18 protein-coding genes are annotated in these 24,397 nt (G+C 48.0%); 9 read left to right on the top strand and 9 right to left on the bottom strand.

From position 1 onward, the window contains the following. Window positions 1–90 precede the first annotated feature (90 nt). Complete coding sequence (locus M0L20_RS05670; RefSeq protein WP_248476050.1) at window positions 91–1,746, top strand: glycerol-3-phosphate dehydrogenase/oxidase; 1,656 nt, start codon at window positions 91–93, stop codon at window positions 1,744–1,746. 19 nt (window positions 1,747–1,765) lie between these two features. Here the strand turns inward: M0L20_RS05670 and M0L20_RS05665 are convergent, their stop codons facing one another. Together M0L20_RS05665 and M0L20_RS05660 are read right to left on the bottom strand one after the other, a co-directional pair. After that, on the bottom strand, window positions 1,766–2,176 hold the full coding sequence (locus M0L20_RS05665) for a thiol-disulfide oxidoreductase DCC family protein (RefSeq protein WP_248476049.1): 411 nt from the start codon (window positions 2,174–2,176) through the stop codon (window positions 1,766–1,768). 40 nt (window positions 2,177–2,216) lie between these two features. Beyond that, complete coding sequence (locus tag M0L20_RS05660; protein WP_248476048.1) at window positions 2,217–3,218, bottom strand: nucleoside hydrolase; 1,002 nt, start codon at window positions 3,216–3,218, stop codon at window positions 2,217–2,219. A gap of 57 nt (window positions 3,219–3,275) precedes the next feature. Between M0L20_RS05660 and M0L20_RS05655 the strand changes: the two genes are divergently transcribed. The 5 genes from M0L20_RS05655 to M0L20_RS05635 all read left to right on the top strand — a co-directional run bounded on the left by M0L20_RS05655 (window position 3,276) and on the right by M0L20_RS05635 (window position 8,639). After that, the gene (locus M0L20_RS05655; RefSeq protein ID WP_248476047.1) at window positions 3,276–4,451 is read left to right on the top strand and encodes a glutathionylspermidine synthase family protein; all 1,176 of its coding nucleotides are present in this window, start codon (window positions 3,276–3,278) and stop codon (window positions 4,449–4,451) included. 964 nt (window positions 4,452–5,415) lie between these two features. After that, window positions 5,416–6,075 carry a hypothetical protein gene (locus M0L20_RS05650; protein ID WP_232559882.1) on the top strand — a complete coding sequence of 220 codons (660 nt, stop codon included), beginning with the start codon at window positions 5,416–5,418 and terminating at the stop codon, window positions 6,073–6,075. Between the two features lie 292 nt (window positions 6,076–6,367). Continuing rightward, on the top strand, window positions 6,368–6,700 hold the full coding sequence (locus tag M0L20_RS05645) for a hypothetical protein (protein ID WP_248476046.1): 333 nt from the start codon (window positions 6,368–6,370) through the stop codon (window positions 6,698–6,700). Window positions 6,701–7,897: 1,197 nt separating this feature from the next. Beyond that, a complete protein-coding gene (locus M0L20_RS05640; protein ID WP_232559880.1) occupies window positions 7,898–8,386 on the top strand; it encodes a response regulator in 489 nt (162 codons plus the stop codon). 76 nt (window positions 8,387–8,462) lie between these two features. After that, on the top strand, window positions 8,463–8,639 hold the full coding sequence (locus M0L20_RS05635) for a hypothetical protein (RefSeq protein WP_232559879.1): 177 nt from the start codon (window positions 8,463–8,465) through the stop codon (window positions 8,637–8,639). A 163-nt stretch (window positions 8,640–8,802) separates the two neighbouring features. Here M0L20_RS05635 and M0L20_RS05630 read toward each other — a convergent pair whose 3' ends face one another. The 3 genes from M0L20_RS05630 to M0L20_RS05620 form a co-directional block, all read right to left on the bottom strand. Then, complete coding sequence (locus M0L20_RS05630; RefSeq protein ID WP_248476045.1) at window positions 8,803–10,998, bottom strand: alpha-galactosidase; 2,196 nt, start codon at window positions 10,996–10,998, stop codon at window positions 8,803–8,805. Window positions 10,999–11,157: 159 nt separating this feature from the next. After that, window positions 11,158–12,045 carry a sugar phosphate isomerase/epimerase family protein gene (locus M0L20_RS05625; protein ID WP_248476044.1) on the bottom strand — a complete coding sequence of 296 codons (888 nt, stop codon included), beginning with the start codon at window positions 12,043–12,045 and terminating at the stop codon, window positions 11,158–11,160. A 58-nt stretch (window positions 12,046–12,103) separates the two neighbouring features. After that, window positions 12,104–13,645 carry a TolB family protein gene (locus M0L20_RS05620; protein WP_248476043.1) on the bottom strand — a complete coding sequence of 514 codons (1,542 nt, stop codon included), beginning with the start codon at window positions 13,643–13,645 and terminating at the stop codon, window positions 12,104–12,106. 180 nt (window positions 13,646–13,825) lie between these two features. Here M0L20_RS05620 and M0L20_RS05615 point away from each other — a divergent pair, with 180 nt between their 5' ends. Next, window positions 13,826–17,050 (top strand): DUF7948 domain-containing protein, encoded by a 3,225-nt coding sequence (locus M0L20_RS05615; protein ID WP_248476042.1) that lies wholly within the window; start codon window positions 13,826–13,828, stop codon window positions 17,048–17,050. A gap of 1 nt (window position 17,051) precedes the next feature. Here the strand turns inward: M0L20_RS05615 and M0L20_RS05610 are convergent, their stop codons facing one another. Then, a complete protein-coding gene (locus M0L20_RS05610; RefSeq protein WP_248476041.1) occupies window positions 17,052–17,399 on the bottom strand; it encodes a DoxX family protein in 348 nt (115 codons plus the stop codon). Between the two features lie 126 nt (window positions 17,400–17,525). Between M0L20_RS05610 and M0L20_RS05605 the strand changes: the two genes are divergently transcribed. Then, window positions 17,526–17,828, top strand: a complete 303-nt coding sequence (locus M0L20_RS05605; protein WP_232559873.1) for a hypothetical protein — start codon at window positions 17,526–17,528, stop codon at window positions 17,826–17,828. A 106-nt stretch (window positions 17,829–17,934) separates the two neighbouring features. On the opposite strand, the gene M0L20_RS05600 is transcribed toward M0L20_RS05605, so the two are convergent. The 3 genes from M0L20_RS05600 to M0L20_RS05590 all read right to left on the bottom strand — a co-directional run bounded on the left by M0L20_RS05600 (window position 17,935) and on the right by M0L20_RS05590 (window position 20,365). Then, window positions 17,935–18,147 (bottom strand): hypothetical protein, encoded by a 213-nt coding sequence (locus M0L20_RS05600; protein WP_248476040.1) that lies wholly within the window; start codon window positions 18,145–18,147, stop codon window positions 17,935–17,937. Between the two features lie 87 nt (window positions 18,148–18,234). Beyond that, window positions 18,235–19,017: a sialate O-acetylesterase gene (locus M0L20_RS05595; protein ID WP_248476039.1), complete on the bottom strand. Its 783-nt coding sequence runs from the start codon at window positions 19,015–19,017 to the stop codon at window positions 18,235–18,237. Between the two features lie 172 nt (window positions 19,018–19,189). Then, window positions 19,190–20,365, bottom strand: a complete 1,176-nt coding sequence (locus tag M0L20_RS05590) for an endo-1,4-beta-xylanase (RefSeq protein ID WP_248476038.1) — start codon at window positions 20,363–20,365, stop codon at window positions 19,190–19,192. A 785-nt stretch (window positions 20,366–21,150) separates the two neighbouring features. On the opposite strand from M0L20_RS05590, the gene M0L20_RS05585 reads away from it, so the two are divergent. After that, a complete protein-coding gene (locus tag M0L20_RS05585) occupies window positions 21,151–23,958 on the top strand; it encodes a TonB-dependent receptor (protein WP_248476037.1) in 2,808 nt (935 codons plus the stop codon). Window positions 23,959–24,397: the final 439 nt, after the last annotated feature.

Here is a 24,397-nt window from a genome sequence, read left to right as displayed (position 1 = left end):
CTTTTGCGATAAATAAGGCTTGTCAGTACCCGTTGGTAACTTAACAGTCTGTTAACCAGTAAGCGTAATAAATCTGTCTATCTTTGGTTTATGAATCGGAACGATAATCGAAAGCGGTTGCAGCAAGAGTTATTTGATGTTTGTATAATTGGAGCCGGAGCCAGTGGAGCCGGAGCCGCTCTTGACGCTGCCCTGCGCGGTTATCGGGTCGCTTTGATTGATCGGGGTGATATTTCCGGGGAAACATCGTCGCGCTCAACGAAGCTTATTCACGGGGGTGTTCGCTATCTGGAGCAAGCCATCAAAAAGCTCGATCTGGCTCAGCTCAAACAGGTACGACACGGCTTGGCTGAACGCCGAACGGTGATTCGTAACGCGCCCCATCTGGCCCATCCGTTGGCCTTGCTGACGCCGGTGTTTAGCTGGTTCGAAGGCATGTACATGTCCATTGGCCTCAATCTTTACGCTTTTTTTGCCGGTCATGACAGCTTTCCCAAAGGACGGTGGCTGAATAAAGCGGATGCGCTGACCAAAATGCCGACGCTGACCAACCAGATGCACAGCGCGGTACTGTACTACGATGGTCAGTTCAACGATGCTCGTTATGCACTGGCGCTAGCTCATTCCGCTGACGAAGCGGGTGCAGCCGTTGTCAACTATTTAGCCGTAACGGGTTTCAAGCAGGAGAACGGGTCGATCACTACCGCTCATGTGCAGGATCAGCTGACGGACGAAACGTTCTCAATCCGAGCGAAGGTATTTCTAAACTGTACCGGACCCTACGCGGACGAAATCCGGCTACTGGCGAACCCCACCCTCGACCGGCGCATACGTCCCAGCAAAGGGGTGCATATGGTGTTGCCCCGCGAGATTTTGCGGAGCGATTGTGCGATGCTGATTCCCAAAACGGCGGATGGTCGGGTTGTCTTTGCCATTCCGTTCGGTGATAAAGTTTTCGTAGGTACAACCGACGACGATTATACCGATCTGAACCAGGAACCCGTACTAGAGCCCGCTGAGATCGATTATTTGCTTGATACGTTACGGCCGTATCTGGCTAAAACGCCGGATAAAAATCAGGTGCAAGCCGGTTTCGGCGGTATTCGACCGCTTATACTTAGTAGTCGAACCGATACCAAAACGCTCTTACGTGACCATGAAGTGGAGCACGATTCGGAATCCGGTTTGCTGAGTCTGCTCGGTGGCAAATGGACAACCTATCGGGTCATGGCGCAGGATGCGATAGACCGGGTAGCGGAGCGATTGGGAAGTTCGGCTAAAAGCACGACGGAAAGGCATTATCTGGTGGGTGGCGCAACATATCGTTTCGAGGATTGGCAGCTTTTGCAGCAGCGCTTCGATCTGCCGACTGATATTTGCCAGCACTTGATGCAAACGTACGGTGACCGTGCCGAACAGGTTGCCCGCTTGACCGTTGAACGGCCTGTTCTGCGGGAAAAACTGACCGAACACCGGCCATTTATCAGCGCTGAGGTTATTTACCAAATCCGGCAGGAAATGGCGGTAACCCTCCGCGATGTGTTGGCCCGTCGTTGGCGGCTCGAACTGTCGGACTGGACCCTAACCGCGCAGATTACTCCCCAGGTTGCCCAGTTAATGGCAGACGAGCTAGGGTGGGACGATGAATACTGTCGTGAACAAATTCGGGCGTATCAGACTTTACTGCGTTCGTTTGTCGCGCAGGCGGGATTGGCGGCTGAACGCAAAGCCGCTACCCGCGTATAAAGTGATTCGTTGACAAAAATTACGTCAGAAATCGGGCTTTTAATTCGGGGGTGGGCAGCATGCAGGCGTCGCGCTGGCCGAACCAACGATAACGGTTGCGGGCAACGAAGTCGTAAACAGCGTCGCGTATACCCTTAGGTACAATGATAAAGCTGTACAGCAATGGCCAGCCACCCGACAGATGGCAGGCTACTCGCAAAGCCGCCGTCGATTGCTCGTAAAAACGCCCATTTTCCCACAGGACAAATGACGAAAACTGATCCGTCGGGCGGCCAAGCTGACGGAGGATTTCCTGACCCGTCTGCGATTGTAGTGACGCAAATTGAAAGCGGTTTGTTGAGTCACGATCCAGTACGAACGTGACTGCGGCATTGCAGAGGTTGCAAACACCGTCGAACAACAGAAGCGGTTGAGAGGAGCGAGAGGTCATAGCGTTTTTATAACGTTGAACCGGACGGACTCGTTCTCGTTTATTGCCTGGAAGGCTGGTGCTGCATCAACTCGTTAATAAGTTTTTCCACCTGAGCCACTGGCATTTTTACCACTAGGTATTGATGACCTTTGCCGGTTTTGTCCCAGCCGTTGGAGCCATCCGCGTTCATCGTTAGCCGTCCCGATTCGACCGTGTAATAAGGCGCGTAGCCTTTGATGCCAACGAGCACAGCCGTCTGATCCCAGCTCATGCGACCTGCGTGATCTTCTTTGGCTTTGGGCAGACTGATCGTGAATACATCTTTTACCGGACTGTTTCTGATCTGGCTATTTTGCGTTAAGGGTAAGCCGCTATGAATTTGTTCGCCAATTTCGAAGCCGCTTAACAGCATCGGCGTTGGCCAGTTTTCAAACACGATCTTTGACGATGGGGCGTCCCTGTACACATTGTATTCGCGCCCATTGGGAAACTTGCCCGCCATACTGACGACCTTTTTAACCTTCTTTGACACCAGTTCTTTTCCCGAAAGTTTAGAATACTGATCGGGTTTTGAGTTAAGCAGATTTGCCAGATTGGTTAGAAAACCAACCGTGATAACCGTTACACTCTGATCGGGTTGTTTGGCCAGAATCTGGCGGTAAAGCGCAACGGCATCCATCACCTCTTTGTTGGAGCGAACGGTATGCGGATAACGGGCTACCAGTGTATCTGACCAGTTTTGTGAATCCTTGTCGCTAACCGCTTCGCCTTTGGGAACGCCAATGGGAATGGTAGGTCGGCCAAAGTACGTATTGAGCACGCTCAGAACAGATGTGACAGTTGAATAGTTGGTACTGGCGATGGTTGCTAAAATTCGCGCCTGACCGCTATCGGCAAGAGCGTGTAGAATCGCAATGGCGCCTACATCGTCGTAGTCAGGACCCATATCCGTGTCGAAGATGACCGGTACGGGTGTTGATTTTACGGCAGATTGCGCTTGCATTTTACCGGTCGTCAGCGTAAACAGCAGTCCAACAAAAATAACGTGCAGGCGGGTCATAGAGTCGTTCTTTTGCACGTAGAAAGCATTCTTTTAGGCCAACTTACTTTATTCTTTATGATTTCACTTAAACCACTTACCACTTCGCCTGCTGTACAACTTCGGAATCTGGGCTGGGATTGGATGCTTGGTCAGGATACACTGCCTTACCTGACAAATGAAGTGGTACTGGTGAGTCCTGCTGAAGCCGACGCGTATTACGAAGCGGCCAACGAATTGTTTGATATGTTCGTGGCCGCCGGGCAACACGTCATCGATAACAACCGATTTGTGGAACTGGGTATTCCGGCTAATCTCATCGATCTGATCAAACTATCCTGGGACGATGACCGGAACATCCATCTATACGGTCGCTTTGACTTGGCGGGCGGCATCGACGGAAAACCCATTAAACTCATCGAATTCAACGCGGATACCGCTACTTGCCTGCCCGAAACAGCCGTCGTACAGTATGCGCATCTACGCGCCAATGGCCTCGATGAGAGTCATCAGTTCAATGCTGTTTTTGAAACGCTAACGAGTCAGTTTGAGGAATTGCTGGCGCTGAATCCTGATTTGCAGCCAACGTTGCTGTTATCGGCTATGCGCGATTTTCCGGAAGATGATGCCAACGTATCGCTGATCGGCGAAGCCGCTCGTGAAGCGGGTTTTGAGATTGAGTTCGATTTTATTGACAATGTTGATTTTTCAGCCGAAGAAGGAATCTTCTGGCAGAACCCAAAGAACAGCCAGTTTGAAAAGCTTGATTTCTGGTTTAAGCTGGTTCCGTGGGAAGCCATCGCCGAAGACGAACCCGAGTTGGTAGCGATTCTGACCGAGTTGGTTCGCAAGCGGCTGGCGATTGTCCTGAACCCGGCTTATACGTTGTTGTTTCAATCAAAGTACATTCTGAAAGTTCTCTGGGAGCTTTACCCCAATCACCCTCTCCTCCTCGAAACAGATACTAAACCGCTTGCGGGGAAATCGTGCGTTGAGAAAGTGTTGTTTGGCCGCGAAGGTGCCAACGTCCGGATTCTGAATGCCGATGGCAGTGAACGGCACGCTGTTGATGGTGAATACGGGGATTACCCTAAGATCTATCAGGAGTACGTTGCTTTTCCTCAGGATTCAGAGGGGTCTACGTATCAGGCTGGTGTCTTTTTCGCGGGGGAAGCCTGTGGCCTTGGTTTCAGGCGTGGTGGTCTAATCTTAGACAATGGGGCAGGCTTTGTAGGACATGTAGTAGAATCATAGTTTTTTTAGCTGATCGGCTAAGTAATGTTCAGAATCTCTTGAACTGCCCTTGTATGATTAGTATTCATTTTTTGTATTTTTAGTGACTTGTTTCTGTTTTCTCGTCTATAGCTTATCCAAGGTTTGCAAGTGTAGACGTTAGGAAAGGTTAGTAGGTTAACATTACAATGTGGAAAATGCGGATAGTCCGGTATGCTTATGCCGGACTATTTTGTTTGACGGGTACGTGGGAGTGAATTAGCCAACTAAAGACAACTTTCAGAGAACAAGAAGTAACAGTGGATCAACTGTTCCATATGGTACAATAAATAAGCCCGGCTAACGACCGGGCTTTTCTATTACGGTAGGTACTGATTGTAGAATCAGCTAGGGCATCCTGCTTTTGATATCTTAACAGGAATGGGCAATTAAACCAAACTGCTTCTTACTTTCTATTGATTAACGCAATTATTGTGCAACTGACAAGTCTGTGTTCAAAACAGGAGCTTGACAAGTCCAATCAAATAAAGTACTGAAATGGCAAATACGGATAGCCAGGTGATAGAGCAGGTTAAGTCGAATGATTGATTGTTATTAGTCATCGTCGTCGTGTTTAGGTGAATGGTTAAACAAAGTAAATCTACAGCGAACTAATTTGTATATAGGACTAAGTAATTATAACTAAGGTTTAATCCAGTTAAAATCCTGATTAAAAAGGCTAAAGCTTCTAGAAGGAGTGCAAGGTAATAGCGGATAATGGACTCTGAATTCGGATGAAGCGGAGCGCTTTAATGCGCGTTTACAACGGTTCATCCATCAGAATATACGGTTGGTGACACAACCAATTCGATAATAAGGCCGCTTAATTGACCTTTGTACAACAGCAAAAGCTGATACTTACCTCGACAAAGCGTATTGACAAACAGCTATGTTGATGGAGGACGCAAGAAACGGTAGACAATTAATAAACGCTTACTAAAGAACCATGAACGTACTTTTCTCTTTACTGATGCTGACAGTCGTTACGACGACATCATTTGGGCAACTGGCTAATAGTAATTCATTCGAAGTGCAGGTCGACGGCAAAAAATACCAGACGCAGCCACGTCGTCTGCGAATAGGTAATTACTGGTGGGTAACGGCTAACAGCATCAAGCCTGATAAGTCGATACGAATATGGCTGGGCAGCTATGATAACAAAGACATTATTGAAACAGGTACCTATCTGATCGTTGATGCAGACAGACCCGACACAAGAGAGAATAAGAAAAAGATTCAGGAGCTAGGTACTTACAAAGGTATTGCCGTTGTCAAATTTGTGGAAGAGACGCGTGAGCCCCGCATGGAATACCACGTAGGTAAATCCCAGAACAACGACGAAACTATTACGGTCAAAATGGGTGCGGACGGTTTTCTGGAAGCAACTTTCAACTGTTCTTTGGCGGGTTCGTACTGGAAAGAAAAAGCAACGGCTACCGTTTTCGGTGGAGTAGGACGGCTTATCAACAAAATGGAAGATAAGGCAATTACCAAAACGACCGGTTACGATTCAGCCATCGATCCGGAGGGAAATGGCTACAGTCGGCAAAGCAAAACCGATACGATTACCCTCACCGACGGTTCATTTAAACTCAAAATGAATTAATGCGTCTTACGTAATTAGTGAGCGAAGAGAACAGGAAAAATGTGACAATAAGAGCATGAAACGGCATGCGCTCGCCTGTGTAACTCTGGGGAGTGTATGCCGTTTTGTGATGTGTACAGTCTGGGCTATACGACGATTAATCAGCAACGGACTGATAGATGACAGACCATCAAAAAGCATTGTTTATTGTCAATCCAATAGCCGCAATAATCAGTTGTTTGGCTGATTTTAATCATATTATCACAGCATAATGATGGGTTGTTTTGCAATGTAATCTAAACACGCAATACTCATGGCAACACTAACTCATTCGTCCCCCGCATATACAACCAATAGTTATAGCCGCTGGCGGTCTGCTTATACGAATTTCGTTAATAAAGCTGAGTTTAACCGATTTGGCTGGGCTGCTACAGCCGCTATTATCCAGGGCTGCTTGCTTTCGCCGGTTCTATTGTTGACCTTATTTTATTATGGCGGCAGCGACTGGCAATTTTTGGCCAGTAACCTTTCTTTTCTGATGGTGCTGATTCCAATTTTATCCGCTATGCACGTGAAGTACATCTTTCCTACGTTCGGGATCAGTTTTATCCTCCACGTAACGCTAATCCTTTACAATGTACTGTAACAGGAGAGCATAAAAAGCTTATTCGTAATTGATTCTAGGGCAATAGATAATTGGTGTTAGATAGTGCTGGCTACTACTTGGGAGGGCAATGCAGTGCCTATTAAAACCCAATAAGTTACTCGTTGATACACCCGCAACAGGCACACCACTTCCCCGACGCGTACATGAATGTAGTGTACGCGTCGATTGTTTTATCAAACGGCACCTGAAGCATCTAGTAGGTAGTCTCCAGAGATTCTTCAGGCTCTCTTGTTTGATCTAGTTCGTCCAGCACAGCTCTCGCAAAAGAAGTCTTGTCCGACTTACGGTATTTATCTTTCGACAAAGCGCCAGAAGGTGCCTTAAAATCCTGACTAACGCGTTGGCAGGCAGCCCATATAGCAGGATTCAACTTGATTTTATAGTGTTGGATTGGGGTATCTGCCCCAAACCACAGCCTGATTATATTGCCTACGGTTGGCTTCATTATAGTACCCATACTCTATTTATCATACAACAAAGGGAAATGTTTAATTATTCTACTATCGAATTGGATATTAATCGAAAACTAATTTATCTTGTAATACCAATAGCGTAGTATATATAATTGCGTTATAGTAGCCCGCCCAAATAAAATTGTACTAGATAAAACGAAAGCAAGTAAATATATATTCTCTAAATTCTTTAGTACGAAACTAGAGGGCGGATTTTGGTGACATTAAAATGTGACAATGGTAGCCATCACCTTCTACAACGCCAAGAACGTAGCAAGGTCTAACTGGTCATTCCAATCAAAAGCGCATCAGTAAATTTGTTTACTATACGATTAAACTGTTAATAACGGAATTTTTAAGATAATGTTATCCAATTTTAGGATTATCATAATAAATAAAGACAATAAAAGGTAACTTAAAACTAAAAATAAATATAATATTATGCGAGAAATTTATTACCTGTAGATCTAATGGAGAAAAGGTAAATAGTAATCAACTATTTTATGTTATGAGTGAAAATATTTGCTAAACTAATATGTCTGTACTACTGGTTATCAGTAAATAAATTAGGGTAGGTAGGGTATATTTAGGTATAATTGGAAAGTAGAAATGGTAAAAGTTTTCCCTAATTAAGTATATGATAAAAGATCACTTTGTATGGTAACAGATCGTAGTTACATTGCGTATGTTTTTTCATGAAGTTTACTTCTAGTTATTTAGCCTAATGTCTAACTTTTCTAATCCATTAATTTACGCTGTAGACGATGATGAAGATGATCGCTACCTCTTACAATGCATATTTGCTGAACACTTCAAAGAGTGCAACTTACGTGTATTTGAAAATGGGAGTGTGTTGCTGACGCATTTGACGCATCAATTGGATGGTCGGCTTCCAGATCTAATTCTTCTGGATCTCGAAATGCCTGTCTTTAGTGGTTTTGATATCCTTCGTTTCCTGAAGTGTAACGAGGAGTATAGGAGTATACCTATCTCTATCCTTTCGGCGCTGCATAACAGAGATCATATTGAACGATGTTATGAACTAGGAACAACCAGTTATCTGGATAAGACGCAAAGCTATATCCAACTGGTTTCCAGTATACAACATCTACAGCACCACTGGTCGGAAACCCAGACGTTGAAGAATAAAGTAGGAAAGAAGCCCCAGAATCTGCAAAAGATTTTCGACCTAAAGCAAATTCCGCTTAATTAACTACTGATTTCGTTTACAACTAGTTAGTTTTTCCTATATTGCGTCAAAAATTACTGTTCATAGGACTTACGAACTCATGGCCGAACATTCACAAGCAAACCATGGTGCGGAATCTGGTAATGAAGACGAATTCTACCGGATGCTCGAAGAATATACGCAACATGTTCGGCAACGCTATCGTATTCCTATACGCATAAACCTACCGCGCGTATCAGCTAAGAAAGCGAATAAGGGCTATTACGAAGCCAAATAGCTTTGCGTAGCCAGGTAAAGTGCTTTGATTCAGTATACCATGCTTTTAGTTTGACGCTTTATAGCTACGTTTAAATACTTATCCGGAAAACGGATACTCTTTATAAAAACTCGACACTTACAACTGTTTGAGTCTATAAAGAGTATCCGTTTTTTCTGTTTGTCTATTTGCTTTCTGTCAACTCAAGCACAACACTGGCGCGTCGTGCATCGACGTTTGGATTGAAGCCGATTGTCATCAGGTAATTACCCGAGTAAACAGTTGCACTGTCATTGATGGGAGATTTTGTGCCTGGATATACGTTTAGCTCCCGGATTGAGTAGTTTTTGGATGGGTCAAGCCCTTTCAACCGGATAGGCGCTACGCTGCCTGCTTTGTAGCGGTTCTGAGTCAGATACGAAAACCATACGGCTTTGTCTTTTGCGTCGCTTACGTACATCAACGAAGCTATATCGCTGGTATAAGGTGACACGAGCCGAAATTGATCGCCCTGCCAGACCACATTTTTAATTTGGTCGTAAGTTTTTAAGGCTTGCTGACTAAATTCCAGTTCTTTTTCATCCAGCTTGCTAACAACGATGTCGTAACCAATTTTACCCATCATCGCCACGTCCGTGCGGAATTTGATGGGCTGTTTACCCCAGTCGGTGACGTGGTTGCACGTAGCAATAGACGGAAAAAAATACGAGTAATTCCATTGGATGAATACCCGTTCCAAACCGTCCGTGTTATCGCTTGGCCAGAACTCGGTGAAGTAACGCAGGGCACCGTAATCAACCCGGCCCCCACCGCCTGAACAAAGCATCATCGGCAAGGTCGGATACTTGGTACGCAGTCGTTCCATGACTTTGTACAATCCCTGTACATATTCCACGTACAGGTGCGACGGATTGGGGTTGGTGGCTGAAAAAGCGTTGTAGATGACGGCGTTGCAATCCCATTTGATGTAGTTAATCGTCGGGTTCTTTGTCACGATATCATCGACGATACTGTAGACAAACTCTTGTACCTTGGGATTTGTCAGGTCCAGAACGAGCTGATTTCTAAAGTAATATTCCTGTCGATTAGGGAGTTTGAGCACCCAGTCCGGATGTTTTTCGTAAAGTTCGCTTTTGGGACTTACCATTTCGGGTTCCAGCCAGATGCCGAACTTAATACCAGCGCTTTCGGCTTGCTTGACCAGATGACCAAGACCGTGCGGTAGCTTCTTAACGTTCTCCTGCCAGTCGCCTAACGCAGCATGGTCGTCGTTTCTTGGGTATTTATTGCCAAACCAGCCATCGTCGAGCAGAAATAAGTTAACGCCTAGCTTCTTCCCGTCTTTGAACAGCGCCGTTAGCTTTTCTTCGTTGAAATCGAAATACGTAGCTTCCCAGTTGTTGAGCAGCGTTAGCCGATTACCCTGTCCTTGCGGAATCCGGAATTTACGCGCCCAGCGGTGTAGGTTCCGGCTGGCGGTTCCTTTGCCGGTAGTCGAGTAGGTAAACAAAAAAGCGGGCGTCGTAAATTCTTTACCCGGCGTTAAGTTGTAAGCCGACGCGTACGGGTTTATGCCCGCTGTGAGTCGCAGGTTATGCAACGGATCGACTTCAAAAGCGATCTGGTAGTTCCCTGACCAGGCCAGCGTTCCGGCCATCACCTCGCCTTTGTCTTCTTCGGCGGGTTGATTCAACGCAATCAGAAAAGAAGGCGGCTGAAACAGGTCAGCCCGCGTACCGAGTTTTGTGTCGAGTATTTTGATTCCTTCGGTAAGCGGCTCTTCGGTCGGATTCATTTCTTTAGCCCAGTCGCCGTGAAAATGCGTCAGGTAATAATTTGTAGCGGGAATGTACAGGTTCGCGGAGGCATATTTGTGAAGTGTAACATTTTTCTTCTCGGTATGCCGGATTGTCGACCACTGTTCGATGACATCCTCGTTTTCGTAGGCTTTGTAGAACAGCGTTACTTCGAACGGATACTGCGGATCTTTTAGGTAAACCGTCGTGAGGACAACGCCATCTCCTACGGATTTACGTTCGTGACGTACGTAGCGTAAATCGAGCGACGGATTACCATCGGCATGAGTAACCTGAATGGCAGGTTCCAGCAAATTCCGGCTTCCGGCTGGTGTATAAGCCGAATTGTACAGACCGGTATAATCTTCGCCCCGTTTGCCGTTTGCTGGAAGCTTGGCATATTCGTCGGGGCGGCTGAGCCGTTGGCCAAGGTGAACAATCGTCGGATTCTGGTCTTTGTCCACCCGGATCACCAGAGCGGTCTGGCGGGTTTCGATGGCAATGTGCGTATCGCCGGGTGCGCTCCAGGCCGTTGAGATGGACAGCGAAAGTAGTGTGAAAAAAGTAAAAAGAAGTCGGGCCATTGGGGCGGGTTTTAGGGCAAAACAAAAACGAACGACACAAAATAAAAACCTTTTGCCGTACTGTATCCGGCTTTAGACGTTTATCTTGTATCGTTCGTTCATTACCGACTGATTACGGGTCGGCGTCCGTAGGTTTGGGACAACCTGGTCCTGTGGGTTCTAGACGCTAAGCTTGCTCAGGTTCCGATAGCTGATGGCGATCGACTCCAGCGGTGGCCGTTTGCAAACGTCCTGTTCCACAAAGTAATGCGTCATGCCCGCGATTTTCTTAGCGTCGAAAATGCGCTGGAAGTTAATAGACCCTTCGCCTACTTCGGCAAATTCACGTTCTTTGGTTTTGGCCATGTCTTTGGCGTGCCAGAGCGGGAACCGGCCCGGATGCTTTTTGAACAACGCAACGGGGTCCTGCCCGGCGAAGCTGGCCCAGTACAGGTCCAGTTCCATTTTTACCAGGTTGGGATCTGTGCCTTTCAGAATCATATCGTAAGGCAGTTGACCGTCCATTTCTTTGAATTCGAAATCGTGGTTGTGGTAGGCAAACTGAATACCACTGGCTTTGCAAACCTCCGCCGATTTGTTGAATAAATCGATGTGGCGTTTGTAGTCGTCCATCGTGCGCTCCTGCGGAAACAGGTACGCGCAAACCATGTACTTCTGACCGAGTGCAGCGGCATCGTCAACGGCCCGCTTCCAGTCGTTTTTCAGCGTACCTTTTGCGTTGGGCATGGTGTTGCCAGTCGTGTAATGGCCACTGGGCGCTGATAAACCCAGACTTTTTAGCAGAGCCGAAAACTCAGTCGGCGTTTTTCCGAAAAACTTACCGTCGGAGTAGCCAAACAGTTCTACTTCTTTGTAGCCGATCTCGGCCACTTTTTTCAGCGTTCCTTCGAGGTCTTTGGGCAAGAGGTCACGAAGGGTGTATAACTGTAACCCAACGGATTTTGCGGGCTTGGCCAGTACGTCGAGGCTCGGCGCCAGAGCGGCAGCCATCGCCAGCGCGCTGGTTTTAAGAAATTCGCTACGGGAAATTTTTAGAGAACCGTTCATAAGATTGGAATTGATTTACTACTACACCAATAAGAGTTGGACCCAATTTGCCTACTCTTTATTTGTTGGCCGTTGCTGCTTTATCGACCGAATCCGAATTGCTGATAAATGCGATTTGCTTACTGTCCGGCGACCACGACGGGGTGTTGATGGTTCCCTGACCGCCATATACGTAAGCGATGACTTTTGCGGGGGCGTCGCCCGAAACGGGTAGCAACCGCAAATAGACGTGCTTGTAGAATGGGTGATCGTCGGGCGATACGTCTTTGCCAAACGACAGAATTGTCATCCATTTTCCATCCGGTGAAATGTGCGGAAACCAGTTATTGAATTCGTCATTGGTAATCTGCGTCTGGTCGCTGCCGTCAGCCTTCATGCGCCAGATTTGCATCGTACCGCTCCGGGTCGAGTTAAAATAAATATACTTGCCATCGGGCGAGTATTCCGAACCGTCGTCCAGCCCTTTAGCCGTGGTAAGCTGCGTTTCCGGACCGCCATCGGACGAAATCTTATAAATATCGAACTCATCGTTTCGCTGGCCCGTGTAGATCAACGTCTTGCCATCGGGCGACCAGCCGTGCAGGTACGAATGACCCAGGGGCGTGATTCGTTTGGGCTTGCCGCCACTAACGGGTAAGGTGTACACGATGGATTTGTTGCCTTCGTCTTTGACATGGTTGCTGATGCCGATCATTTTTCCATCAAACGATAGAACGTGATCGTTGTTATTGTTGATCGCAAAATCTGTATTAATCACCGTCGGGGTTTTCTTCTTCAGATCGAAACGGTATAATTTTCCATTGCTGTTGTAGATCAACGCTTTGTTGTTAGGCAACCAGTTCGGAGCCTGAATCGATTCGGGTGAATGATAAACGGCTTTCCGGTATCCCGTTGACACGTCCATCAATTCCAGGTCACTGCCGATGTACTCGCGATAGGGCACAAAATTGTCGCGGGCGGGAACAATGATGCGAACATTGTGGAAAACGGCTTTTTCCGAAACATCCGGATTGTGCGAACACACGAACAGGCCCACGTAAACATCATCGCCCAGCGTTAAATCGCTAACCTGCTCCGTTACGAACAACTGTCCGTTGCGGGCTACCGACATGGTGTAGGTGTTGCCTTTTCGGGCCAGCTGTACCACATCCGCCGACGTAAGCGCTGATTTTTGTTCTTCCGTGGTTGTGGCTTTGGTCCGGCGGAATTGCAGCGAGGTAAGGCCGTCGCCGTGAACGACCGCGTTGATGTGCGCCGAGTTTGAATCAAGCGTCGAACGAACCATCCAGCCGAGTTTGCGGTGTGGATCAACGCCTTTTCCGAGTAATTTGCCGTTTAGCTGAAGAATGAAATCGCCCTTCATGCGCTTCCAGACGTAGTGAAACTCGTCGTGATCAAACCAGATGTTGGTGCCTGAACCCTCAACGGTGTATTCCTGCTTTATGGGGTCGTAGGTTGCCGCGCCGGGCCGCTTTACCTTGCCTACATCCGATTGTCCATCAAACTGACCGAGAGCATTGGAACGTTGAGCGAAAAGAGGAGATGAAGTAAGACTTGTAGCCGCCAATAACAAGCCAGCATACATAATTTTTAAATTCATAGAAGTCGATTTTCTAGAAAACAAGCCACATTCGTTTTTCTACTAATCGCTGAGTGCACTATCCAGATAAAGCATATATAGTTTGTGTATTAAGCAAAAGAAAGGCAGAATAAGCCCTGTCAAAACCTATCATTTTATCCGTAAAAGTGCGTTATTCACATACAGCTCAACCCTTGCTCTATGTGGCGTTTTTACCCTTTACTTTTTATTATCAGTTTACTTGCTTCCAGGCTTCAAGCTGAGCCGGTTGCTTTTGTGCAGAACCGTGGACAGTGGGCGAGTGAAGTCCGTTTTCGGGCCGAGATTCCGGGTGGTTATCTGTACTTGAAAGACAACGCCCTGCATTACGTTTTTTACGATGGCTCGGCTTTGTCCAGTCACCATACACCAACGGCTGGTCAGCCTATTAGCGATCAGATTCCCGGTCACGCGGTGGAGGTACGATTTGAAGGGGCTAACACCGCTAGTCAAATAGAAACGAGCCACCCGTCCCCGACCATTCGAAATTATCTCACGGGAAAGAATCCGACAGGCAACGTGGCGGCCTTTAGCGAGGTGCTGTACCATGATCTTTATCCGGGTATCGATCTGCGGCTGTACGCTTACTATCAGACACTCAAATACGAATTCATTGTGCGGCCCGGTGCCGATCCGTCAGTCATTCAGCTGGTTTATTTGGGGGCAAATCAACTTCGCATAGACAAGGAGCAACTAATCGTCGAAACGAGCCTGCAAGCGATTACCGAGAGTCGCCCGTATTCGTATGTCAGTCAGAACGGTCGCGCTACGGAGGTGGCTGCGTTCTGGCAGCTCGACGCGGGTCAAAGTCCAGCCGGTAACAGCCGCAAAGTTGGTTTTCGGTTTCCGAACGGGTACGACAAGAGCCAGACACTGACCATTGACCCCGAACTGGTTTTTTCGACTTACTCCGGGTCTTATTCTGACAACTGGGGTATGACGGCTACTTACGACACAGACGGCAATCTTTATTCCGGTGGCATTGTATTTGGGCCGGATTTTCCGGCTACAACCGGCGCCTTTCGAACGCGGTTTAGCGGTGTTGTCGATGTGGCTATCCTAAAATTCAGTCCGGATGGTAGTAAGCTACTCTACGCAACGTTTCTCGGGGGAAAAGCCGCAGAAGTACCGCATAGCCTGATTGTCAACGGGCAGGGAAATCTGGTGGTCATGGGCTCTACATCCTCGACCGATTTTCCGGTGACAGCGGGCGCTTATCAGACCAAGACGCAGTTGGGAACGCCAGCTTCGTATTCTTTTGCAACCACAACCAGCATTGAGTTTACCAACGGCAGTGATCTGTTTGTTTCTATTCTTAGTCCAGATGGCAAGCAGCTCGTTGCCAGTACGTTTGTCGGCGGAGCCAGCAAAGATGGGGTAGGATCCAGATTAAGTACAGGGCCTAACAGCGACGGAATTTCGTTTCGCAACTACGGCGACGATCTGCGGGGCGAAGTGATCGTCGGTCCCGACAATGATGTATACGTAGCTAGCGTAACGGAATCAACGGATTTCCCGGCTCCGGCCTTACCTGTAACGGGTACTAATCTGGCCGATGGGGTTGTGTTTCGGCTGAGTGCTGACTTGTCGCAATTGCGCTGGAGTTCGCGGATTGGTGGCAGCGGTTACGATAAAGCGCATAGCCTTAAACTGACTTCGTCCGGAACGCTGTACGTCGGGGGCGTAACCACCAGCCGCGACTTGCCCGCCAGTGCGGATGCGATCAAATCAAAACCCGAAAGCACGACGCAGGCCGACGGTTTCGTAGCCCGGTTTGACAACCAGCAGTTGACCCGACTGACTTACCTAGGTACGGCAGCCGACGATATTGTTTATTTGCTGGATGTTGACACCGATGGTAACCCGTACGTGTTTGGGTCAACGAAAGGTAAATATCCCGTCACGACGGGTACGTATCAGAATGCGGGTAGCAGTCAGTTTATCCACGCACTCGACGCCAACTTGTCCAGTACCGTTTTTTCTACCGTTGTGGGATCAGAACGAGCTACGCCGGATATTGCTCCTACGGCTTTTTTGATCAACGAATGCGGCAACATTTATCTGTCGGGGTGGGGTGGAGCGGTAAACGCCCGAACGGGTTACAACGTCAGCAGTAGCACAAACGGGTTGCCTGTCACGAGTGGAGCCTACAAGCGTACGACAAACGGAAGCAATTTCTGGGTAGCGTTGCTCGAACGCGGTGCCAAATCATTGTTGTACGCCACGTTTGTGGGTAGCGAAGCCGTTGGCCGGGGGGATCACGTAGATGGAGGAACATCACGCTTTAACAAGCAAGGTGTTATCTACCACGCCGTCTGCGCCTGTGGAGGAACCAGCTTTCCGGCAACCGCTCAAGCCTGGTCGAAAACAAACAACAGTTCAAACTGCAATAACCTGGCTTTCAAATTCGATGTGGATCGGTTGCGGGCGGGTTTCGATACATATCGGGGCACCGAGAAAGGCATCGTAACGGGCTGTACTCCGCTGACACTCACGTTTCAGAATACCAGTACGGGCGGTAAGCAATACCAGTGGGTTATTGATGGGCAAGTCGTTTCAACGGATACGGCCAAAACCAGTTACGTCTTTACAAAAGCGGGCCAGTACACCGTCAAGATCCGGGCGTATAATCCGTTGACGTGCCAACGGGTCGATTCTGTTCAACAGGTGATTACGGTCAATCCGGCTAATTTTCGGGTTAGCCCTGATACAACGATCTGCCCCGATGCGGCTGCCATGCTGCGTGCCAGTGGCGCTATTCAGTATGTCTGGTCGCCCGCTGATGGATTGAGCAGTACAACCATTGCCAACCCCATCGCCCGGCCGAAACAAACAACAACGTATACCGTCGATATGACCAACGAGTACGGCTGTACTACGCGCCGAAATGTAACGGTAAGCAGCGATGCCTCGTTCCGACCGGATTTCTCGGTTCAGATTGGCGAAAATTGCAGTCAGGCGGCCCAGCTAACGTTCGTGAACAATACGAAAAACGCTGATCAATACGTCTGGCAACTAGGGAATGGCGATACCATCCGGACGACTATTCCCGAAAATTATCAATACGAGCAGTCCGGGCAGTACGCAGTTACGCTGACGGCTTACCGCAACGGCTGTTCACTGAGTACAACGAAGCCGATCAACGTTGAGAATCTAAACAACATCCCGAATGTCATTACGCCCAACAACGACGGCAAAAACGACGTTTTCAACAGTGGCCTGTTCAATGCTCAACTGGTGATCTACAACCGATGGGGGCGACGTGTCTTCGAGGCATCACCTTACCAGAACAACTGGGGTAGCAACGTCGATAATGGCGTTTACTATTACTTGCTAACAACACCGTCGGGAGTACAGTGTAAAGGCTGGATTCAGGTACTCGAATAAATCAGGTGTATTGGTAGGCCCACCAGATCAAAACCCCCTGCAAGGGCAACCGAGCCCAGCGTAACCAGGCCGGGAATTTCCGAAACCGGCTAGAGGTCGCCATGTAAAGGTTGGCGGGAAAAACAGCAATGAGTAGCAGGATCAATCCCCAGGCCGATAACGAACGTGTTGCCGGGAATAGCAAGCCAACGCCGAGGATTACCTCCGCGATGCCACTCAATACGACCATCAGGTTATGCGCCGGAATGTAAGGCGGCATAATAGACAAGTACATTTTGGGGCTGATGAAATGATTGATTCCCGCGGCTATGTAAACAAAGACTTGAATATAAAGGCTTAGGTTGTTCATGAACAGAACTGTTTTTCGCTGAATGGCGGCTTATCAATCAACGAGGTGTGTTATAAACAAGAAATAAGAAGCTATTGATTAAACCTTCGCCAATGAGCTTCGTCAAAGGGTAAAACAAGAAAGCTAATGAACACAAACAGATTGTTGATGGCCGTTGTGGCCCTGTTTCTGTCGGTGGGTGCGTTTGCCCAAAGTCAGCCGGAGACGCCCGGTGCCAGGCCCCGGCTGACAACCGAACAGCGGGAAGCAAAGAAAGCCGAAATGAAAGCTAAGCTTGCCCAAATGACACCTGCTGAGCGTAAAGCGTTTCGGCAGGCCCACCGCGAACAGATGCAGGCTCGTCTGAATGCCATGACACCCGAACAGCGGGCTAAAGTACTGGAGCGTCGGCGTCAGCACAAAGCGCACAAAGACCGCGAAGGAAAGTAATTAAGTTAGTTAGGTTTGCATTGCCCATCGTAACTGAAGTGTGGCCTGCGCGTTCGTAGGCCACTTTTTTGTGCCTATTCTCAGTCTCAGCCGTTTCTTACTCGTCCTAGCCTGTCACGATAACCTGATTGGTAGGTCCCATAGACAGCGCAATTTCATCCTCGAACTCAACGATGTCGACCTGCGGACGATCCTTGCTTTCGAACGTTTCCTTATAGCGCCTTACGGCTTCTTCCTGGCTGATATTCAGATAAGCGCGTGTCCAGCTAGAGGGATTATGGGAGCCGAAACCCGTGACGATGATGAGTCGATTTGCCATACGTTGAGTTGGTTTAACTCGGTAAACGTATTAACAGCCCGCTTGTTTGACAATAGAGATTGCGCTAACCGTACCGCAATACCCAACTCATGGATTAGGCAACAGTTTCTTCTGAATAAAAACCTCTGCGTAGCGTCGTCCTAATGTTCGGGCCGAGGGTGTATCGAAATGCGTTGAATCGCCTTTGTCAGTTAGGCCCGCCGAGACAACGCAGTACGTGTTCGCGACCTGACCCGGAATCGCCTGCAATGCCTTATTGATGGTTACTGCATCTTTGTTCCGCTTGACAATAAAGTCGCCTAACGTACCCACGACAACCGGGACAGCCGGTGCATTCAAATCCTGCCGTAGCCGCTGGATCAGCGCAACCAGCTTTTGACCGTATTCAGGTGCCTTCTCCGGGTTTGAATCACTCTCGCCCTGGTGCCACAGAATTCCCGCCAGATTACCCTGCGCCAGTGCTACACGGGCTCGTCGTAGTGCATCATCGTACGGATAGGATTTTGTTGGTTCGTAATAGGCACTGGGTACCCAGACATCAATGTCTGAGCCGCCAACCGCGCAAGGGATCAAGCCAATGTTCTCATTTGGAAAGGCTTCGGTTAAGCGTTTGGCGAAAGCGAAACCTGGGCCAACACCGATCACGGCGGGTTTATCAAAATGCATGGGGTCGCGGGCGGGCACCCAGCTTTGCTCCTTTGTTAGCATCCAGATGCGGTTGTCAGGCTGTTGATCGGGTACGTCCGGTGTACCCCGGCCTGCCATGTTCGACTGTCCAATGAGCAGAAACAACCGTAAGCGAGGAGGGACATCCTGTTTCAGCGCAGTACTTACCAGGAGAAGAGAGAGAAAAAAGATGCAGAGCTTCATGGTACGTATTTCAGACAAAACCAACTGGCCAGCCAATTATACTAACTTGACTTACGAGAAGGTCTCAGCGGGTATGAGAATACGACCTGATTGGCTATCGCTTACAAAAAAGGCTTTCAGTTAATAAACCGAAAGCCTTTAAAAACTATATCCAACGCAAAAAGGTATTCTGTTACTCACTCAAGCCCTGTATAAATCCATAATAAGATAACTTTCTGTTGTAGGTTTCGTCAAAAAGAAGTGGATGATCTTCGCAGGTGTTTGCTGTGCGTAGATAGCTGTCAGCATCGCCAAGGTTCCAGTTGGTTATTCCAAACTGTTGTCCGCTCGTTACAACACTTCTATAGATTTGCGCAACCGTTTTGTATTTCAATGCATGAGCACTTTTAAGCGCATCCGTCACCACAAACGTTTTTGAAAGCGTAGGGTTCATGCGAATGTCTAACTCGGAAAGGTGAACCAACAATCCTGTGTTGGCATATTGACGGATTTCCGATAAGATACTTGCTTCAGGCGTGTTGATTGTAATGTGCATTTGTACGCCGATCCCGTTGATGGGTATATTGCGTTTCTTTAAGTCATTAAGTAATGCAAGAACTGCCGCCTGCTTTTTAGGTCTTCCGTTTACAAACTCATTGTAGAAAAGGAGAGCCTCGGGATCAGCTTCATGGGCATACTGGAAGCAACGGGCAACGTAGTCCGATCCTAAGTGTTGGTACCAAACCGATTTGCGATAGGTTCCGTCATCCTCGAAAGCCTCGTTCACAACATCCCACGATTTGATTTTACCTTTATAACGGCCTACAACAGTCTGTATATGTGTTTTCATGAGCTTCTCCCAAGCTAACGAATCACCTTGAAAATTAGTAACCCAATCCGGTACAGCTACGTGCCAGATCAGCGTATGGCCATGTACTTTCATGTTTGATTGTTTAGCGAAGTTGACCAGTGCATCCGTATCGGTCCAGATAAATTGGCCTGCTTTTGGCTGAATCCGATTCATTTTAGCGCAGTTCTCTGTGCTTATGCTATTGTAGTTTTCCTGAAGTACTGCTTTATATCGTGCGTTCGACGCGAGCAGTTGTGGATTGATGGAAGCACCGATTGGGAATGAAGCTACAGCCTTCAGCGTGTTGTTGCTGTCACCAGGAGCAATAGCCCGAAGGCTTGATGCCGTAAACGTAGTCGTTTCTTTCTCTGGCGCAACGGCATCGGTCTTGGGACTACAGCTTACCAGGTTGAAAAGAAAGGAAACTAAGGCTGCGATTAGGGTGATGCGAACGGGTGATTTAGACGTTGAATTCCGAGCGTTGTTTGGGATGATGCTGGTTGTAAAAACAGTTGCCATGACTTTGATCTCGTTGCGTTTGATGGATCAAAGTTGCCTCTTCAACAGGCGGTAAACGGGTTATATTCGATGAGTAGTTGTTTTCTCCCGTTTGTTGGTAAATTTTGCCGTAAAACTGTTTTTCTGACGCATCAATTTTTGTACTTTACGAATGAGTCTAAAAATAGACAAACTGTTAGTGAATTGTCTATAATGTTAACGTTATCATTGCTATAATGTTGTAAATCAATATATTAACTTGTTTAATTTGCTTTTAATATTGACATTAAAAAATATGGGAGAAATTTTAATACAGATTAGTAAGTTATTAAAATTGTATTTTTTAGGGATCAGGTGAGTTTTTTATTTTCGATAAAATATGCTGTTGATCATGCTGATTACTTAGGGAAATCCGTAGTTAATACTCAGTAAAATACTGCCATACGTAGATGTCACAACCCGGAATTGTATGGAGCAATCATTCGATCATTACAAAAGCTTACAGGTTTACTAATTCTGGTATAGATAGAGTTTATTGCAAGGCTATAGGCCATTGTTTATTCCTGTATAAGCAGATACCCGTGATTCGATTTGTTGATAAGCGGAAGTAAGTCAATCAAAGTTGCCAAGTTGTTCTCAACCGCCCTAAGGTGGTCTTTGTCTACTCCGCTAGCGAGACGTTTTGTAGCCCTTTCTCACCGGACCATTCACTAATTAACTAAACCTTATCGGCACCCAATCGATATAACCAGTGAGTTAATAAGAATTACGGGTCGGTACGCTTCGTACCACAGAAGTTTCGTTCTATGAAGAATTGCTACATTTATCGCTTACTGATACTTACTAGTGTCGTTTGGTTGTTTGCCTTATTGTCAGCGTTCGCGCAAAGCGTTCGGGGGCACGTTACAGATGCGACCACAGGGGCTGATCTGCCAGGGGTTTCTATTCTGGTGCAGGGACGCAACACAGGAGCCGTTACCGATGCTAACGGGTTGTATACCTTGACGCTCGAACCGGGTAGTTATACGCTCCAAGCCAGCTTTGTAGGGTATACAACCCAGACGCTACCAGTGCAGGTTACAACCGGAACCACGGCTACAGTCGATATACGACTGGTCGAAAGTCTGGCTAGTCTGAACGAAGTTGTCGTTATAGGCTCCCGCTCAACGCAGGCGCGATCCAGTACGCAGACAGTAGCGCCTGTTGATGTTATTCAGTCGCGCGAGTTGGTGGCTACCGGACAGGTGGATATCAGCCAGCAGTTGAATTTTGTCGCTCCATCGTTTAACTCGTCCCGGCAAACCGTTTCGGACGGTACCGATCACATTGACCCGGCAACACTACGCGGTTTAGGACCTGACCAGGTGCTGGTGCTGCTCAATGGTAAACGGCGGCACAACCAGGCGCTGATCAACATCAATGGCACAATTGGGCGAGGATCGGTCGGTACGGATCTCAACGCTATTCCCAGTTCGGCAATTGAGCGGGTGGAAGTCCTCCGCGATGGCGCTTCCTCACAATACGGTTCTGATGCGATTGCTGGCGTGATTAACCTGCGCCTGAAAGAACAACCCGGCACAACCGTTAATGCCCAGCTCGGCCAGCAATACGAAGGTGACGGGCAGGTGGCACAGGTAGGCATCAACCACGGCTTCAAACTAGGTCAGAAAGGTATACTAAGCCTGACGGGTGAGTTTCGTCATCGCGGAGCCACCAACCGGGCGGGTGACTACACGGGTCCTGTTTACGTCAACTGGAACGTCGGCCAGCAATCAGGTGAAAGTGCGGCTGCGTATGTGGCCCGTCGGCAGAGTCTGTACCAGCAGGATCAGGCATTAATTCGCCAGAACAATTTTAATCTGAGTGACAATTTACAGGTTGGTAACGCGCGGGTCGATAACGCCGGTTTTTTCCTGAATGCCCGCGTACCAATTAAAGGCTCAGGCTCCAACGCCAGTTTTTACGCTACGGGTGGTTTGAATTACCGCCGGGGGCTGGCCGGTGGCTTTTACCGCTACCCATACCAGACGACGCAAGTTATTACCGCTATTTACCCCAATGGCTTCTTACCGAACATTCAATCGACCATCAACGACCAGTCATTGCTGGTGGGTGTCAACGGCGAAACGAATGGCTGGCGTTGGGATATCAGTAATGTGTACGGCGGAAACTCCTTTCGCTTCGACGTGACCAATTCCAATAACGCATCATTAGCATACCTTGGACCGGTTAACAACCCGACTTCCTTTTATGCCGGAACGCTCAGCTTTTATCAGAATACAGCCGACATTAGTGCTGCCAAAGATTTTGGTAAGCAGATGGGGCTGACATCGTTTAACGTGGCCGCTGGGGTGACCTACCGGAACGATCAATACCGGATCAAACAGGGGGAAGCGGCCTCGTATCTGAACTTCAGTCCGCAATCGGGTCAGGCCGGTGGAGCGCAGGTATTTCCAGGTTATCAGCCTGCCAACGCTATTAATGCACACCGGCAGGTATACGGCGCTTATCTTGACCTGGAGTCGGATGTTACCGAACGGTTGTTGTTAAATGCCGCTGGGCGTTATGAGTACTACAGCGATTTCGGTGGAAACGTAGCCGGTAAGCTGGCTGCTCGCTATCGCTTTAGCGAAGCGTTCTCGCTCCGGGGATCTGTTAGTAATGGATTTCGGGCACCGAGTTTGCACCAGCGTTATTTTAGCGCCATCAGTACCGTGTTTGTCTCGACCGGAACGGGGCTGGAACCACGGCAGACGGGCACATTCCGGAACGATAGTCCCATCGCTCAGGCGTTTGGTGTACCGTCGCTTGGTGCCGAACGCTCAACAAATTTTAGCGTCGGTATTACATCCCGCCCTCTCTCAAACGTCAGTCTAACCGTTGATGTGTACCAAATCAATATCCGTGACCGAATTATTTATAGCAACCAGTTTTCGCGCGGTACATCCGGGGCAGGCTTGATCGTAGCAACTATCCTGAATAATGCCGGCCAGACGGACGTGAACAGTGCCCAGTTTTTTGCCAATGCTGTAAATACCCAAACACGGGGACTGGATGTTGTCATCGCCACAAATCCCCGGTTGGCTACGGGTACGCTGGATGTAACGCTGGCCGCCAACTTTAACCAGACTAAAGTCGTGGGTGATATAAAACGGCCCGCTAATATCCCGCAGGATGCTACATTCGGTAACTTTTTGTTCAACCGGCAGGATAGTGCCCGGCTGACGGTTGCTCAGCCCCGGAGTAAAATTCAGCTTACATTCAATTACCGTCTCAGTAAGTTCGGGGCCGTTCTTCGGGTATCTCGCTTCGGTACGGTTGAATCCTACGATCCTGCCAATCCTGCTCTCGACCAGAGCTTCAGTCCGAGAATGGTTACAGATCTCAATGTTTCCTACCGTATTCAGAAAAATTTGACGTTGACGGTAGGGGCTAACAACCTGTTTGACGTTTATCCTGATCCGTTGAAAGTAACTAACTATCCAACGCCAGAGCGGTACGGTACAGCAGCATTGGACAACTCTTCCTTTGGTCGCTTTGTATATGGTCGCACCGCAACCCAGTTCGGCTTCAACGGTGGTTATTACTTCGCTAACCTGTCAGCAAGTTTCTAGGAAGGAAAATTGTTACTTAATATACAGTAATTCAGGGACTGTTTAGCGCCCAGCCTTAGGAGGTTGGGCGCTTTTTGTCGTTTCAGTAACATAATGTGAGGTTCTATCCTTGCAAAAAACAGATCACTTCAGGGATTACTCACTGTGGCTTATTCTTGTTGATGTAGAGATGAGCCAAGCCTGCACAAAACTAGTGCCATACTATCTCAATAGATGAAGAATCTCTGAAGTTAGTAGCCTTTTTAGTTTGCCGTTCAAGGTTAATTAGCGTTCTCTTGTTCATTGGCCAAGCCTGACATACTGCTCCATTCAGGTAAAGCGGATTATTGTTAAGATTCATGCAGCAAAAAAGACCCCGCCAAGCCTTCTGTTGGCACGTTGCCCGCAAACAAGCTGCCTCTTGCCTCCAGGTGTGCCCTCCCCGATAGGGACTAACCAT

This window comes from Spirosoma liriopis (assembly GCF_023196085.1).
In the GTDB taxonomy this organism is placed as follows: Bacteria; Bacteroidota; Bacteroidia; order Cytophagales; family Spirosomataceae; genus Spirosoma; species Spirosoma oryzicola.
The sequence above is the reverse complement of the archived record's forward strand: the minus strand, read 5'-3'. Positions and strand labels throughout refer to the sequence as shown.

What these genes read in the sequence shown, in the direction of transcription:
- M0L20_RS05640 (WP_232559880.1), top strand. Translation starts at nt 7,898, where the DNA reads ATGTCTAACTTTTCTAATCCATTAATTTACGCTGTAGACGATGATGAA.
- M0L20_RS05665 (WP_248476049.1), bottom strand. Translation starts at nt 2,176, where the DNA reads ATGACCTCTCGCTCCTCTCAACCGCTTCTGTTGTTCGACGGTGTTTGC.
- M0L20_RS05635 (WP_232559879.1), top strand. Translation starts at nt 8,463, where the DNA reads ATGGCCGAACATTCACAAGCAAACCATGGTGCGGAATCTGGTAATGAA.
- M0L20_RS05655 (WP_248476047.1), top strand. Translation starts at nt 3,276, where the DNA reads ATGATTTCACTTAAACCACTTACCACTTCGCCTGCTGTACAACTTCGG.
- M0L20_RS05660 (WP_248476048.1), bottom strand. Translation starts at nt 3,218, where the DNA reads ATGACCCGCCTGCACGTTATTTTTGTTGGACTGCTGTTTACGCTGACG.
- M0L20_RS05630 (WP_248476045.1), bottom strand. Translation starts at nt 10,998, where the DNA reads ATGGCCCGACTTCTTTTTACTTTTTTCACACTACTTTCGCTGTCCATC.
- M0L20_RS05610 (WP_248476041.1), bottom strand. Translation starts at nt 17,399, where the DNA reads ATGAACAACCTAAGCCTTTATATTCAAGTCTTTGTTTACATAGCCGCG.
- M0L20_RS05595 (WP_248476039.1), bottom strand. Translation starts at nt 19,017, where the DNA reads ATGAAGCTCTGCATCTTTTTTCTCTCTCTTCTCCTGGTAAGTACTGCG.
- M0L20_RS05590 (WP_248476038.1), bottom strand. Translation starts at nt 20,365, where the DNA reads ATGGCAACTGTTTTTACAACCAGCATCATCCCAAACAACGCTCGGAAT.
- M0L20_RS05670 (WP_248476050.1), top strand. Translation starts at nt 91, where the DNA reads ATGAATCGGAACGATAATCGAAAGCGGTTGCAGCAAGAGTTATTTGAT.
- M0L20_RS05600 (WP_248476040.1), bottom strand. Translation starts at nt 18,147, where the DNA reads ATGGCAAATCGACTCATCATCGTCACGGGTTTCGGCTCCCATAATCCC.
- M0L20_RS05645 (WP_248476046.1), top strand. Translation starts at nt 6,368, where the DNA reads ATGGCAACACTAACTCATTCGTCCCCCGCATATACAACCAATAGTTAT.
- M0L20_RS05585 (WP_248476037.1), top strand. Translation starts at nt 21,151, where the DNA reads ATGAAGAATTGCTACATTTATCGCTTACTGATACTTACTAGTGTCGTT.
- M0L20_RS05605 (WP_232559873.1), top strand. Translation starts at nt 17,526, where the DNA reads ATGAACACAAACAGATTGTTGATGGCCGTTGTGGCCCTGTTTCTGTCG.
- M0L20_RS05620 (WP_248476043.1), bottom strand. Translation starts at nt 13,645, where the DNA reads ATGAATTTAAAAATTATGTATGCTGGCTTGTTATTGGCGGCTACAAGT.
- M0L20_RS05650 (WP_232559882.1), top strand. Translation starts at nt 5,416, where the DNA reads ATGAACGTACTTTTCTCTTTACTGATGCTGACAGTCGTTACGACGACA.
- M0L20_RS05615 (WP_248476042.1), top strand. Translation starts at nt 13,826, where the DNA reads ATGTGGCGTTTTTACCCTTTACTTTTTATTATCAGTTTACTTGCTTCC.
- M0L20_RS05625 (WP_248476044.1), bottom strand. Translation starts at nt 12,045, where the DNA reads ATGAACGGTTCTCTAAAAATTTCCCGTAGCGAATTTCTTAAAACCAGC.